The following is a 13,380-nucleotide window of genomic DNA, read 5'->3' as shown; positions in this document are numbered from 1 at the left end:
GCCTTCAATCGCCTCTATTTGCGGACTCCAGTGCCATTTCACCAGCGTGATGGATGAGCGGCACCCGCGCGGTCACCCCGGTAAAGAGCTGGTAGGCGATGGTGTCGCTGGCCGCGGCCACGGCGTTGGCGCTGACCCGGCGGCCCCACAACTCCACCGGGTCGCCGATCTGTGCCTGAGGCAACTCGGTCAGGTCGACCGTCAGCATGTCCATGGAGACCCGCCCGATGAGCCGTGTCAGTTGGCCATTGACTGCCACCGGGGTGCCGTCCCGGGCATGGCGGGGATAGCCGTCCGCATAGCCGGCGGCCACCACCCCGACCCGGGTCGGGCGCTCGCAGACGAAGCGCCCGCCGTAGCCGAGGGGCTCGCCGGCCGCCAGGTCGCGCACCGCAATCAGGGCCGATTCCAGGGTCATGACCGGGCGCAGCCGCGCGGCCGATTGGTGCCCCTCACCCAGCGGCGAAGCGCCGTAGAGCATGATGCCGGGGCGCACCCAGTCGCCGATGGCCGCCGGCCAGGCCAGCAGCCCGGCGGAACTGGCCAGGCTGCGGGGTGCGGCCAGGTCGCCGCAGACCTGCGCGAAGAGCGCCAACTGTCGGTTGGTGTAAGGTTGGTCCAACTCGTCGGCGCGGGCCAGATGGGTCATCAACACCACTTGATCCACCTGGGGGCACGCGGTCAAGGCCGCATGGGCGCCGGCCAAGGCGGCCGGGGTGAAGCCCAGCCGGTGCATGCCGGTGTCGAGTTTGAGCCAACAGGCCAGCGGCCGTGCCGGACGGGCCGCCTGCACCCACCCAAGTTGCTCCCGATTGTGGACCACCACGGCGAGGGCCAAACGCTCGGCCAGGGCGAGTTCGTCCGGGTCGACCACCCCCTCCAGCAGCAGGATGGGGGTGCCGATGCCGGACTCGCGCAGCTCGCTGGCCTCCTCGATGCAGGCGACCCCGAGGGCTTCCACCGCCCCCTCCAGGGCGTGGGCCACCGTCACCGCCCCGTGTCCGTAGCCGTTGGCCTTGACCACCGCGACCAGGCGCGCGGACCCGGCCAGCCCCCGGGCATAGGCAAGGTTATGGCGCAGTGCGGTGAGATCGATATGGGCGCGCGTGGGACGGGTCATCAAGGTCTCCCTGAATTTACCTGAAAAATCGGTATCGTCTACTCAAAGAAGCGGTTCTCGTTCTCCCGGCGGGGCGCGGCGGTGTGCCCTGGGGGGCCGTCCGGCTGGGTGTCGGCGGCGCCGTTGTCCTGGTGCGGGCGCGCGCCGCGCGCGAAGGGCTCCCAGCCGATCGGGGTCAGTTCCGGTTTGCTCCAGGGGCCGGTCATGCGGTACTGGTAGCTGGCCAGGCGGTCGAGCGCGCCGCCGGTGAGACGGTCGACCAGATAGACCGCGGCCCCCACCACCGGGCCGCCGGCCACCCCGCTCGCCAGGGCCACGCTGGTGCCGATGCTGGGTTCGACGGTCACCGTCTGGTCGAAGGTGCGCTGGCCCAGGTCGGCGAACCCGCTGACCCGGATGTCGCTGGACGGCCCATCGATGGCGAAGGTTCGCAGGCGTGCCTGGCCGCCAGCGACCTCGATGCGCCCGGTGATGCGTGCGAAGACGAACCCCTTCTCATAGAGGTCGGTGAAATCCAGTGACAAGCGGCGCCCCAATTCACCCAGGTTGAGAAAGCCGAGCACCCGTCCGACCCCGGGGTCCACGTCGAGCAACCGCCCCGGACCCACGTCCAACTCGATTCGGCCGGTCGAACGTGCCAGCGAAAAGGCCGAAAAACCGCCGGGCCAGTCAAGGTGCAGGCGCGCGTCTACCGTGGTGGGACTGAGTACTGGGGCATAGTCCAGTGCCCGCAGTAAGGGGCCGGTATCCGCGGACCTCAGCGTCAGGGCGAGTCGGCTATGCCCGCCGGTGGGAGCGTCCAGCCAACCGCCGTCTCCCGTCACGCGCGTGTCGCCGATGCCCTCGAAGACGATGCGCGAGACCCGCAGTCCGGCGATGTCCGGGCCCAGGGTGAGGCTCAAGCGGCCGAGGCCGGTCTCGCCCCAGCGCAGTTCCTGCACCCGCAGATCCATTGCCGTCGGGGGTGAGTATACCTTCGCGGAAACCGGCGCAGACCTGGGCGCAGGGGCGGTGTCCGCGTCGCCCCCGGCCGGGATCAGTGACTTGATGTCCAGTCGCTCCAGGTCCAGCGACAGGGGTGTGGCGGGTTCCCCGGCTGCCGCCGTGCCGGGCAGTCCGATCTTCCCCGCCACCTCCCGGGATTGCAGTTGCAGGTCCCAGCCGGCGGCCGTCCGGGCGGCCTGGACCCGGGCGTCGGTCAGCGCGAGTCCGCCCAGGTCCAACCGGGCGATGCGCAGATCGGCGGACGGCCCCCCGGCCTCGGCCTTGGCACCCGTGGCCGCACCCAGGTTGGTGGTGAGCCCCAGGGTGGGCGCGTGCCGGTCCCACCAGTCGGACCAGGCGGGTAGGTTCAACTCGGGGAGCGAGCCGTCGATGACCAAGCCGGACGATGCCGCGGGCGGCACGGCGCGTGGCGCCCCCAGGGTGACCCGGCCGTGCTCCAGGCGGGCGGGGGCCAGGGCCAGGGCCAGGTCCAACGCCACTGGCGCTGCCGCGCCGGCGACGGTCAGGCTCCGCCCCGGGACCAGGGCGCCTGTGAGTTCCAGTGGGCGTGCTTGCTCTGCGGTCTTGCCCAGGGGCGCGGGGAGGTTGAGCGCCAGTCCCCGCAGGTCCGAACGCAGGCGGTAGGCGAGCGGCAGCACGGGCCCGGTAAGGTCGGTGTTGCGCAGGTCGACCTCCAGGTTCCAGTCGAGATCGCCGGTGGCGAGGCGCCAGAAGGGCGAGGGGAAGCGGGCGGCCAGCACCGTGGCGGGCGTTCGGGAATGGGCGCGGATGCTGGTGGTGGCGGCGGACGCATCCCCGGGGGCCTGGGTGCCGATGGTCAGCGTGGCCGGCTGCCCCCAGAGCTGACCGCGGAGGTTGTCGGCGCGCAGTGTGTTGCCGGTGAAGTTGAGGTCGCCGGCGAGTCCGGTCAGTTTGACCGGCGTGTGCTTGAGGCTGAGGTTGGCGGGTGCGGGCCAGGATAAGTGCCCGTCTATCCCCAGCGGGGCCTCGCCCTTGCCCAGTGGGACATCCAGGTCGAGGGCGAGCTGCATGGGCCCATCCACCTCCAGTGTCCGCGCGAGCGGTCCAAGGCGTGCGGCTAGCGGGGTTTCGGTGAGGATCCTCAGCCCGTCGGTGGATGGCCCACTCCCCTCGCCGTGGATCGGCAGCCGGTGCGGGCCCCAGAGGTCGGCGATGCTGGCCTGGCCCTGGCTCAGTGCAGTCGCGTAGATGCGCCCCGTGTCCATCCGGATCGCGAGTCCCGGCCCGAGAAAGCGCAGTTCCCCGGTGGCCTCCTCGATCGGGGGCCAGCCGTGTTGGTAGTTGAACACCAGGTCGCGATACCCGAGGACCAGTTCGAAGCGTCCTTGCTGCTCCCGAAAGGGGTAATGCCTCAAGGGGCCGCGCAGCACCAGGTCGCCCCGGGACAGGCGTCCGGACACCAGGGCCTGGGTGAGCCAGTCGGTGAGCTGCGGTTTGAGTTTCCCGACCGGGAGATAGCGGCGGGTCTGCGCGATATTGCCGTTGTGCAGGGCGGCGCGCAGGTCGAGTAAGGGGCCGGTGTCCGGCGGGTCCGCGGGGCCGGGGAGATCGAGTGCAAAGCGCACCTGCGCGGTCAGATCGGCGTTCGCCAGGTCCAGCAACTGGCTCGCCAGGTGCCAGCCGCCGCTTGGACCGCGCCCCCAGCTGAGGTCGCCGCGCAATTGGTCCAGGTGCAGCGGTTGGTCGAAGACCGGTTGCAGATCGAGCGCCAAATCGGCGGACTCCAGACGCAGCTCGCCCCCGTCCTGGTCCGCCCGCAGGCGGGCGTTGAGACCAGCCAGTCCCGGGAAGGGTGCGTGTCGATCCACGCCGAGGGAGCGCACCTGCGCCGTTGCCCGCCAGCGCGGCGGCCCCGCGGGCGGGAACTCGATGCTGGCCGCCAGTCGCTCCATCCGGACGCGCGGGTTCAGGGCGGCGATGAGGTCTTGGTCCAGTGGCAGGGGCGGGACCGGCAACGTGGGCCAGGTGCGCAGCAGCGGGGTGAGCGCTTGCAGGTCCAGCCCCGTCGACGCCAACTCCAGGGTGCGGGGCCGGCCGTCCGCGGCTAGCCGCAGGTCGAGCCCCAGCTCGGCCAGCTCGGCCCCGTCCACCTTGAGTCCCAGTTTCTCCACCTGGACCTGCCAGCCGTCCGCCGCCGGGGTGACGCGGACCAGTCCGTCGAGGCGTTCCAGCGAGACGGCGGCGAGCGGGGCCGCCTGGTGCAGGGCCACCCCGCGCAGCGCGACGCGGTTGCGGCTCTCCACGAGCGCCCCCTGTCGCACCTGGTTCCAGCTCTCCCAATGGACGGTTTGGCTGCGCACCAACCCAGTCTCAATGAGGGTGTTGGGCACTAGGGTGGCGAGGTTGGCGCCGGCCAGGCTCAGATAGAGGTCGCCACTCCACTGCCGGGTGTCTTCGGCATCCCCCCGCAGGTCCGCGTGTAGCCGCAGTTGGGCGTCGTCCGGTCCGGCCCCACTGAGCGGCGTGTCGGCCGCTACCGGGGTGGCCAAAAGTTCCAATTGGTGGACCGGCCCGTCGTTGTGCAGGCGCAGGCGCACCCGCGTCAGTCGCACCACTGCCCCGCCCAGGGCGTCGTCGATGATCAGCGCATCGCCATCGGTGATATTGAGCCGCCCCTGGCGCAGGAAGATCGCCAGTGCATGCGGGTCATCGGGGGCGAGCGCGCCGAGCCCGACCAGGCTCACCTTGCCGTCGCGGGAGCGATGCACCGCCACGCGCGCCCCCACCAGGGTCAGCGCGCTCAGCCGCGGCCGGCCGGCCAGCAGCGACGCGATGGGGTCCAGGTCCAGTTCCAGTGCGCGCAGGCGCAGGAGCGCGCCGCCGGTCCGCGGCCAAATAATGACCACGTCGCCCAGCACCAGCCGCGGCGTCCAACCGGCGAGGCGCAGCGTCAGGGTTCTCACCTGCAGCGGGTAACCGAGCTGCTCCGACAGCCCCTGGGTCAATTCGTCGCGATACCGGTCGGCGATCGGCAGTGCCAGGCGCAGGGCTGTCGTCAGGCACGCCAGCAGAACCAGGAAGACGACGCCGAGCCGGAGGAGCCAGGCGATGGTGCGGCGCGTCAGGCGTTTCATTGCAGAGTGGGCTGTCCGCAAATGAACGCAAATGAACGCAAAAAAAGAGACATGGCAGATAGGATGAATAGGTCTTGACGGGGCATTGTATCGACCAGGGGGAAAGGGCGCAGCGGAGTCAGTGGCTCGCTAAACAGGTTGCGCGCTGATCTATTATTTGCGTTTATTGGCGTTCATTTGCGGACCAATCGTCTTGTTGGGCTCAACGGGGTTAAATGAGCACAATGTCATATTGCTCCTGGGTATAGAGTGACTCAGCCTGGAGGCGGATGGGGCGGCCGATGAACTCCTCCAGCTCGGCCAGGTGCGCGGACTCCTCATCCAGCAAGCGGTCCACCACCTCCTGGGAGGCGAGCACCAGCAGGGTCTGTACCTCGAACTGGCGGGATTCGCGCAGGATCTCCCGGAAGATCTCCGAGCAGGTGGTCTGTGCCGTCTTGACCGAACCGCGCCCGCCGCAGCAGGGGCAGGGCTCGCACAACACGTGCTCCAGTGACTCCCGAGTCCGTTTGCGGGTCATCTCGACCAGTCCGAGGACTGAGACCTCGGTGATATGGGTCTTGGCGTGGTCCCGCGCCAGTGCCTTTTCCAGCGCGCGCATGACCTGACGCTTGTGTTCATCCTCGGTCATGTCGATGAAGTCGATGATGATGATGCCGCCTAAGTTGCGCAGGCGCAGTTGTCGGCAGATCGCCTGGGCCGCCTCCAGATTGGTCTTGAAGATGGTCTCCTCCAGGTTGCGATGCCCGACGAAGGCCCCGGTGTTGACATCGATGGTGGTCATGGCCTCGGTCTGGTCGATCACCAGATGACCGCCTGACTTGAGGTTCACCCGGCGTTGCAGGGCCTTGCGGATCTCCTCCTCCACCCCGTAGAGGTCGAACAGCGGGCGCTCCCCCTGGTAGTGCTCGATGCGGTCCTTGATATCGGGGATGTATTTGGCGGCGAAGGGGATGGCCTTCTCCACCATCATCCGGGAGTCGATGCGCACCCGCTCTACTTCGGGGGTCACCAGGTCACGCAACGCGCGCAGGGCCAGCGGCAGGTCGTCGTGGATCAGGCCGATCGCCGTGGCCGCCAGACAGCGCTCGCGCACCCCTCGCCACAGCTTGGCGAGGAAGTCCATGTCCTTGAATAACGACTCTTCCGCCACCCCCTCCGCGGCGGTGCGGGCGATGAAACCGCCACGTCCGGGGTGGGTCTCTACATAGATGTTGAGAATGTCACGCAGGCGTTTGCGCTCATTCTCGTCGTCGATCTTTTGCGAAACCCCGGTGCTGGAGAGTGCCGGCATGCACACCAGATAGCGCGAGGCGACCGAGACGTTGGTGGTGAGTCGCGCACCCTTGGACCCCAGGGGGTCCTTCACCACCTGGACCACCAGCTCATCGCCTTCCCGCACCAGTTCGTGGATCTGTTCGCCGCGCGGCTCGCCCTCGGCGCCGATGATGTCGGAGGCGTGCAGAAAGGCGGCCCGCTCCAGCCCGATCTCCACGAAGGCCGCCTGCATCCCCGGCAGCACCCGTACCACCCGGCCCTTATAGATGTTGCCCACCAGGCCGCAGCGCTCGGCGCGCTCGATGATGATCTCTTGGACCACCCCGCCCTCCACCACGGCGACCCGGGTCTCCGGCGGGGTGACATTGATCAGGATCTCTTCACTCACTTAGGCCACCCCTGGCGCGATTGCCGTGCCAGCGGCGGCTGCGGGTGGGAGCACCGCGATGCCGACCTGCCCGAGGAGCCGCCCGGTCTCGAACAGTGGCAGACCCATGACCCCGGAATAACTGCCGATGAGACCGCTAATGAAGAGCGCGCCCAGGCCCTGGATGCCGTAGCCCCCGGCCTTGTCCCGCGGCTCGCCGGTGTCCCAGTAGTGCAGGCACTCATCCCGGGTGAGGGTGCGAAAGGTCACGCGGCTCTCGCTCAGATCGGTGCGCACCCCGTCCGCCGCGACCAGGGCGACGGCGGTGAGTACCCGGTGACAGCGCCCGGAGAGGAGCCCCAGCATCGCCAGGGACTCGGCCACATCGGCCGGCTTGCCGAGGATGCGCTCACCGACCACCACCGCGGTATCGGCCCCCAGCACCGGCCGCGCTTCGTGCCGTGGCAGCGCGGCCCGCGCCGAGCGTGCCTTCTCCAGTGCGAGTCGTAGCACATAGTCCTCCGGGTGCTCACCCGGGTGCCGGGTTTCGTCGCAGTCCGCTGCCAGAACCGCGAAGCGCACCCCGATCTGGGTCAGCAGCTCGCGCCGTCGGGGCGAGCCGGAGGCGAGATAGATCTGGTGGTCGGCATCTGGCATGGTGAACTCGTTATTTTGGAAAACGCATTTGTCCGCAAATGAACGCAAATAAAACAAGGTAGTGAGCGCGTCCTGCAGGGCCGGAAATCAGTCGTCGCCAAGCCGCAATGAACCGCTTACCCGCGATGGTAAGGATGTCCATTCAGTAGGGTCCAGGCGCGGTAGACCTGTTCGGCCAGGATCACCCGCACCAGCGGGTGGGGAAAGGTCAGGCGCGAGAGTGACCAGCACCGATCCGCCCGCGCCAGGCAGGACGGTGCCAGCCCATCCGGGCCGCCCACCAGCAGGGCCTGGTCGCGCCCGCCGCGCAGCCAATCCTTGAGCTGGCCGGCCAGGTCCGGCGTCGTCCACCCCTCGCCCCGCCCATCCAGGGCGACCACCCCGGCGCCTTTGGGGATCGCCTTGAGGATACGCTGTGCCTCGTCCTCCCGGGCCAGTTCGGCCTCGCCTGGTCGGCTTCCGGTCTTGCCGCGGCGCATCGGCTCCACCTCGATCAGCTGCAAGGTACATTCCGGGGGCAGGCGCTTGGCATACTCCTGATACCCGGCCTCGACCCAGGTGGGCATCCGGCGCCCGACGCAGATCAGATGGACATGCACCGGGGGCCTCAGTCCAGGCTCGGCCCGAGGATCAGGTCCAGCGACTCGAAGCCCTGCTCCTCGAGCGCGTCGATGACCTCCTCCGCCGACACCCGGGCGCCCCCGGGGCCGCCACCCTGTCCATCCGCGGACTCCAGCGCGGCGATCAGTCCGGTCACCTGCCGGTATGCCTCCGCCGGGGCTAGGTCCTGCGGCAACCGCACCAGGAGGGAGCGCGCCGGATCCGTACACGGGAGCAACATCAGTTGGTCGGCCATCTCTTCACCTCAATATCTGCAATATTTGCCGTCGACCGGGGTCAGGGCACCGGTTTGCGGCTAAACCCACGGATGATAGCCGCGCGGGGCTCGCTAGGGCTAATCCGTCGCACTGTCGGCGCTCCCAGCCGCGGTTATACTGCCCAGTCACGCACCGGCCGGGTGCCCTGTCACGAACCCAAGGCGGAATCGTCCATGCCAGCCCACACTCACACCCGACTCGCTGACGTCCTGCGCGAGCGCATCCTGATCCTCGATGGCGCCATGGGGACCATGATCCAGCGCCACCAACTCACCGAGGCCGACTACCGCGGCGAGCGTTTCAAGGACTGGCCGTCGGATCTCAAGGGCAACAATGACCTGCTGGTGCTGACGCAACCAGAGATCATCCGCGGGATCCATGAACAATACCTGGAGGCCGGGGCCGATATCCTAGAGACCTGCACCTTCAACGCCAACCGGCTGTCTCAGGCGGACTACGGTCTGGAGGACCTTGCCGCCGAGATCGGCACTGCCGCCGCCCTGCTCGCCCGCGCGTGTGCGGACCGCTACACCGCGCTCACCCCCGACAAGCCGCGCTTCGTCGCCGGGGTCCTGGGGCCCACCGGCAAGACGGCCAGCATCTCGCCGGACGTCAACGACGCGGGTGCCCGCAACACCAGCTTCGATGAGTTGGTGACCATCTATGCCGAGGCGACCCGGGCACTGATCGCCGGGCGGGTGGACGCCATCCTGATCGAGACCATCTTCGATACACTCAACGCCAAGGCCGCCGCCTTTGCCGTGGATCAGGTCTTCGACGAGGATGACGTGGTGCTGCCGGTGATGATCTCCGGCACCATCACCGATGCCTCAGGGCGCACCCTCTCGGGCCAGACCGTGGAGGCCTTCTACAACAGCCTGCGCCATGTCCGGCCGCTCTCCATCGGGCTCAACTGCGCGCTTGGTCCCGATGCGCTGCGGCCCCATGTCGAGGACCTGGCGCGGGTGAGTGAGTTCTGTACCTCATTCCACCCCAACGCCGGCTTGCCCAATGAGATGGGCGAATACGACATGACCCCGGAGCAGATGGCCGCCCAGATCCTCGAATGGGCACAGTCGGGCTTCGTCAATATCGTCGGCGGTTGTTGCGGCAGCTCCCCGGCGCACATCCGCGCCATCGCCGCCGCGGTGGCCGGGCAGGAGCCCCGGCAGCCCAAGGAAAATGACCATCGGCTGCGGCTGTCGGGGTTGGAGGCGTTTAACGCGTAGGTCGGGCGAGCCGCAGCGTAACCCGACTTATGCATTGGTCCTGCCCAAGGCGATCCGCGAGTCCTTGAAGTTAAAGCCAGGACAGCGGTTCATGGTCCGTGCGAGCGAGCACGGGATCGAACTGCTGCCGTGTGAGCCGGTGTCCGCATTGCGGGGGGTTCTGGACGGCGCTGACACCAGTTTCGACGACATCCGCACACGGGATGATCGGGTGTGAACCTCCTCGACTCGTCCGGCCGGTCGACATCTGGATACGTCGCCCACGACGCGCGCCCCCTGTCTCTCGCAGGGTTTGTCAGTGGCGCTGCTCCGTGCGCTCCAAAAGTTCCTTCAGCCGTGCGCGCTCCGCGTCGTCGAGCCCTCCCAGGATGTCCTCGGGTGACAGACCGCGCATCCGCTCCTGGCTTGGCAACCCACGCAAGCGTTCCTCGACCGGCAGACCGCGCAGGCGTTCCGCGGGCGGCAGCCCCCGCAGTCGCTCCTCGGGCGGCAACTCTTGCACCAATTCCAGCGCCAGATCGTGGCGGAAGTCCTCGAAGGTGTATGGCATGGCAATACCCAGTTCGCGGTAGCGGTGATAGATTTCGTTGAGTACGGGCACATGGTCAGGCTGGCGCCAGCGATAGGTCTTGGCCCCCTGCTGGACCTTTTCCGCCTGGAAGCTGAACAGGTCCCACAGCGCATTGCGCGGAGCCGACGCGACCTCCGGCAGCACGATGAGGGTGACGGCCCGGCTGACGACCTGCAAGCGGTACACGCCATCCTTTACCGCCGCGACCTCGGTTTGGCTGAACAGTGCCCGCGGGTGTCGCGTGGTTACGGCATACAGCCCGAAGTCTGCGGCGGGTGCATCGGCGGCGTAGGCCTTGCGATAGTTGACGTAATGCCCGATCAGTTCTTCGATCGCCCAGGCGTCGAGGCTCTCCTGACCCGACTTGTAGGTCACGAGGTTGTGCGGACGCAACGCATCAAGCCCGTCGCAGGGGTCGGCCAGCGGCTGGCCGTGTCCGCGGATGATCAGGATATCGAGCACTTGGCGCTTGCGCGCAAGGTCTTTTTCCATCTCCACGGCATACTCCGTGCCGGTGAAGTAGTCGCACAGGGCCAAGCCGAAGAGTCGATGCCAGTTGATCATGGGTCGGTGCCTCGTCCCGTCGGGCCGTTCGCTGAGTTGGGAGTATACCGGCTGGCGCGGTCGCGGTGACGTGGTGCGTACGGTAGGGGCTCGACCAGGCTCCCAAGTCTGCTCGACCCACTGCGTAGCTCCCTAGCGACCGGGGTATAATCCCAAGGAAAAGCATCGCTTCGCTGGATACACGCTCCCTTTGCTTGAGATCTGACGCATGGAAACGACGGCCCATTTCGAGCACATCCCCCAGGAAATCGCCCGGCGCCTGGCCGCGGCGACCCAGGAAATCGTCGTTGCGGTTGCCTGGTTTACCGACCCGATCCTCTTCGACGCCCTGTGCAAACAGGCAGGGCGGGGCCTGCGGGTGCGCCTCGCGGTGCTGAACGACCGGATCAACTGCGGACCCGGCCGGCTCAACTTCCAGCGCTTGCAGGACTGCGGCGGTGACCTCTTCCTGATCCCCGCGGGCGGCGACCGTGACCCGATCATGCACCACAAGTTCTGCGTCATCGACCGCGCGACCGTCATCATCGGGTCCTACAACTGGACCAGGCGGGCACAGGACAACGACGAGAGCATCACCGTCATTGCCGACGGCCCGGACATCGCCGCCGACTACCTCAACGCCTTCGACGCTCTTCTGAGTAAGCACGGTCAGAGCACGCCGGCCATCGACCAGGCCCAGCTTCGCCGCCGGCTGGAGATCGTCCGCAACCTGCTGTTGCTCGAAGAGTGGGATGGCCTGAGCCCCCAACTGGACAAGCTCCGACCCGCGGGCACCGCGCTCCAACTCGAACCCCTGTTCACCGCCCTGCAAGCCCGTGACACCGCCACCGCGCTGGCCTGGATCGACGACTACCTGAAGCGCGCCACCGCCCTGACCATCGCTGGCGATCAGGAAGTCGCCGACCTGCGTCTGACCCTGCGCGGTCTGGAGTATCAGGTCACCGCCCTGTCCGACGACAAGGCCGAGCTCGAGCGGCTGATCCATGCCTTTTCGCTGCGCTCCAGTCACGAGATCGGCGACCTGATCACCCGCTACCTGGGGCTGCGCGCGGACAAGCTCCGCCGTCAGGCCGCGGTCGAGCCGGAGGCCGCACCGGACGCCGACAACGCCCGCGCCGACTACGAGGACTACCGCGACGCCAACGAGACCGCCCGCGCCACCCCGGCGCCTCCGCAACTCCCGCCCGACGACCTGAAGGAACTCAAGCGCCTCTATCAACAGGCCAGCCAGAAGTGCCACCCGGACAAGGTGGACGAGGCCGACCGCGACCACGCCAACCGGCTCTTCGTCCAACTCCAGGCCGCCTACCGCAACAACGACCTGGCCGGCGTGCGCGCCATCCATGCCGCGGTGCGCGAGGGACACCTGTTCGTCGACCGCGCCATGACCCTGACCGAGGCCGAATCACTGGGGCATGCCATCGCGGTCCTGCGTCGCGACCTGGAACGGCTTGCGGCCGAGGTCCATCAGTTGCGACGGTCTGAGGCATATCGGACGCTCAAGGACCTGGACGACTGGGATGTCTATTTTGCGGAACAGCGGGTGGTGTTGGAGCGGGCGATTGAACAACTGGAAGCGGAGCTTGCTTAACATGAACGAGAAGCCTGAGCCGAATCCCGGAGCACTGGTTGTCGGCGGCCCCAAGGCGCTGGCGGTTGCAGATCGGCAGTTGCGGATTGCCGGGCAGACGCTGGCACGGATCGAGCAGGAGCGGTATATCGAGTTCTTTGCGACACATCCGCAGGCTTCACAGGCCTTTGTCACAGCGATCGCTGCCTATTACCCGTGCAGCGAATCTCTAATCGAGAGCTTTGCTGAATCCTGGGATTTGACAATGCTCAGCCGCAACAAATCATTGCCATGGAGTAATGCGCTAATTGAGCGATTTGCTGGTTTGTGGGATTGGAATGTGCTGGCGAGTAATGCAGGATTGCCATGGTCGGAATCTTTGATCGATCGCTACTCTGCTTTAATCAATTGGCGCGGTCTGTCGCTAAGCGAGACCTTACCCTGGAGCGAGGTATTCATTGATCGCTACGCCAAATCGTGGAATTGGCAGAGCCTTTCTGGAAACGAATCTTTACCCTGGACTGAGTCGCTTATCAATCGTTATGCTGGGCTGTGGGATTGGCACTATCTATCAGCCAACAAGGCTTTGCCCTGGAGCGAGGAGCTGATAGATTGTTACGCCGAAAGTTGGGTTTGGAGTTGCCTGGCGGAAAACGAAGCCTTGCCGTGGAGCGAAGATCTGCTAGAACGCTATGCTGGGCGTTTGGATTGGAGATCGCTTTCCTGTAACGTCGCGTTACCTTGGGATGATGCGTTGATCCTTCGTTATGCTGATCGCTGGGACTGGGAAGCACTCGCCTCAAATAGATCTTTACCATGGAGCGAAATTCTTATCAATCGGTACGCCGCATCATTCGGCTGGCTGAACTTCAGCAACAGCGAAGTCCTGCCATGGACGGATGTGCTTAGGAACGGTTCACTAAGAAGTTACTCATGTTAGCTCCGGCGATCTATGTATAGCGGCGGCCACTCAGTTGAAAAACCGAGGTCTTCCTGCGATCATGGGCGTCGGATCTTTGGACACCGGTCGCTACCATGAACGAGTT

The 13,380-nt window shown here is 66.8% G+C and carries 11 protein-coding genes; 4 read left to right on the top strand and 7 right to left on the bottom strand.

Annotated features, from left to right (window positions below):
- Positions 1–4: 4 nt before the first annotated feature.
- The 6 genes from alr to QZX93_RS20515 form a co-directional block, all read right to left on the bottom strand.
- Complete coding sequence (gene alr, locus QZX93_RS20540; protein ID WP_295391169.1) at positions 5–1,120, bottom strand: alanine racemase; 1,116 nt, start codon at positions 1,118–1,120, stop codon at positions 5–7.
- Positions 1,121–1,158: 38 nt separating this feature from the next.
- Complete coding sequence (locus QZX93_RS20535) at positions 1,159–5,220, bottom strand: YhdP family protein (RefSeq protein WP_295391171.1); 4,062 nt, start codon at positions 5,218–5,220, stop codon at positions 1,159–1,161.
- 211 nt (positions 5,221–5,431) lie between these two features.
- Entirely contained in the window at positions 5,432–6,886 is a 1,455-nt protein-coding gene (gene rng / locus QZX93_RS20530; protein ID WP_295391173.1) for a ribonuclease G, read from the bottom strand.
- A complete protein-coding gene (locus QZX93_RS20525; RefSeq protein WP_295391175.1) occupies positions 6,887–7,522 on the bottom strand; it encodes a Maf family protein in 636 nt (211 codons plus the stop codon).
- Between the two features lie 116 nt (positions 7,523–7,638).
- Positions 7,639–8,121, bottom strand: coding sequence for a 23S rRNA (pseudouridine(1915)-N(3))-methyltransferase RlmH (gene rlmH / locus QZX93_RS20520; RefSeq protein ID WP_295391177.1), 483 nt, complete (start codon positions 8,119–8,121; stop codon positions 7,639–7,641).
- An 8-nt stretch (positions 8,122–8,129) separates the two neighbouring features.
- Positions 8,130–8,378 carry a hypothetical protein gene (locus QZX93_RS20515; RefSeq protein WP_295391179.1) on the bottom strand — a complete coding sequence of 83 codons (249 nt, stop codon included), beginning with the start codon at positions 8,376–8,378 and terminating at the stop codon, positions 8,130–8,132.
- 195 nt (positions 8,379–8,573) lie between these two features.
- Between QZX93_RS20515 and QZX93_RS20510 the strand changes: the two genes are divergently transcribed.
- Together QZX93_RS20510 and QZX93_RS20505 are read left to right on the top strand one after the other, a co-directional pair.
- The gene (locus QZX93_RS20510; protein WP_366760855.1) at positions 8,574–9,629 is read left to right on the top strand and encodes a homocysteine S-methyltransferase family protein; all 1,056 of its coding nucleotides are present in this window, start codon (positions 8,574–8,576) and stop codon (positions 9,627–9,629) included.
- A 91-nt stretch (positions 9,630–9,720) separates the two neighbouring features.
- The gene (locus QZX93_RS20505) at positions 9,721–9,846 is read left to right on the top strand and encodes a hypothetical protein (RefSeq protein WP_295391181.1); all 126 of its coding nucleotides are present in this window, start codon (positions 9,721–9,723) and stop codon (positions 9,844–9,846) included.
- Between the two features lie 78 nt (positions 9,847–9,924).
- Here the strand turns inward: QZX93_RS20505 and QZX93_RS20500 are convergent, their stop codons facing one another.
- A complete protein-coding gene (locus QZX93_RS20500; RefSeq protein ID WP_295391183.1) occupies positions 9,925–10,764 on the bottom strand; it encodes a hypothetical protein in 840 nt (279 codons plus the stop codon).
- Between the two features lie 208 nt (positions 10,765–10,972).
- On the opposite strand from QZX93_RS20500, the gene QZX93_RS20495 reads away from it, so the two are divergent.
- Positions 10,973–12,355 (top strand): phospholipase D-like domain-containing protein, encoded by a 1,383-nt coding sequence (locus tag QZX93_RS20495; RefSeq protein WP_295391185.1) that lies wholly within the window; start codon positions 10,973–10,975, stop codon positions 12,353–12,355.
- A 1-nt stretch (position 12,356) separates the two neighbouring features.
- The gene (locus QZX93_RS20490; RefSeq protein ID WP_295391187.1) at positions 12,357–13,274 is read left to right on the top strand and encodes a hypothetical protein; all 918 of its coding nucleotides are present in this window, start codon (positions 12,357–12,359) and stop codon (positions 13,272–13,274) included.
- The last annotated feature ends 106 nt before the right edge of the window (positions 13,275–13,380 follow it).

It is taken from the genome of uncultured Thiodictyon sp. (assembly GCF_903946935.1).
Taxonomy (GTDB): domain Bacteria; phylum Pseudomonadota; class Gammaproteobacteria; order Chromatiales; family Chromatiaceae; genus Thiodictyon.
This window is presented reverse-complemented; position numbering and strand designations above follow the sequence as displayed.

Bases quoted from the DNA above. Each gene is read 5' to 3' on its own strand.
- QZX93_RS20535 (WP_295391171.1), bottom strand. From the start codon at position 5,220: ATGAAACGCCTGACGCGCCGCACCATCGCCTGGCTCCTCCGGCTCGGC.
- QZX93_RS20505 (WP_295391181.1), top strand. From the start codon at position 9,721: ATGGTCCGTGCGAGCGAGCACGGGATCGAACTGCTGCCGTGTGAGCCG.
- alr (WP_295391169.1), bottom strand. From the start codon at position 1,120: ATGACCCGTCCCACGCGCGCCCATATCGATCTCACCGCACTGCGCCAT.
- QZX93_RS20515 (WP_295391179.1), bottom strand. From the start codon at position 8,378: ATGGCCGACCAACTGATGTTGCTCCCGTGTACGGATCCGGCGCGCTCC.
- QZX93_RS20510 (WP_366760855.1), top strand. From the start codon at position 8,574: ATGCCAGCCCACACTCACACCCGACTCGCTGACGTCCTGCGCGAGCGC.
- QZX93_RS20500 (WP_295391183.1), bottom strand. From the start codon at position 10,764: ATGATCAACTGGCATCGACTCTTCGGCTTGGCCCTGTGCGACTACTTC.
- QZX93_RS20525 (WP_295391175.1), bottom strand. From the start codon at position 7,522: ATGCCAGATGCCGACCACCAGATCTATCTCGCCTCCGGCTCGCCCCGA.
- QZX93_RS20490 (WP_295391187.1), top strand. From the start codon at position 12,357: ATGAACGAGAAGCCTGAGCCGAATCCCGGAGCACTGGTTGTCGGCGGC.
- QZX93_RS20495 (WP_295391185.1), top strand. From the start codon at position 10,973: ATGGAAACGACGGCCCATTTCGAGCACATCCCCCAGGAAATCGCCCGG.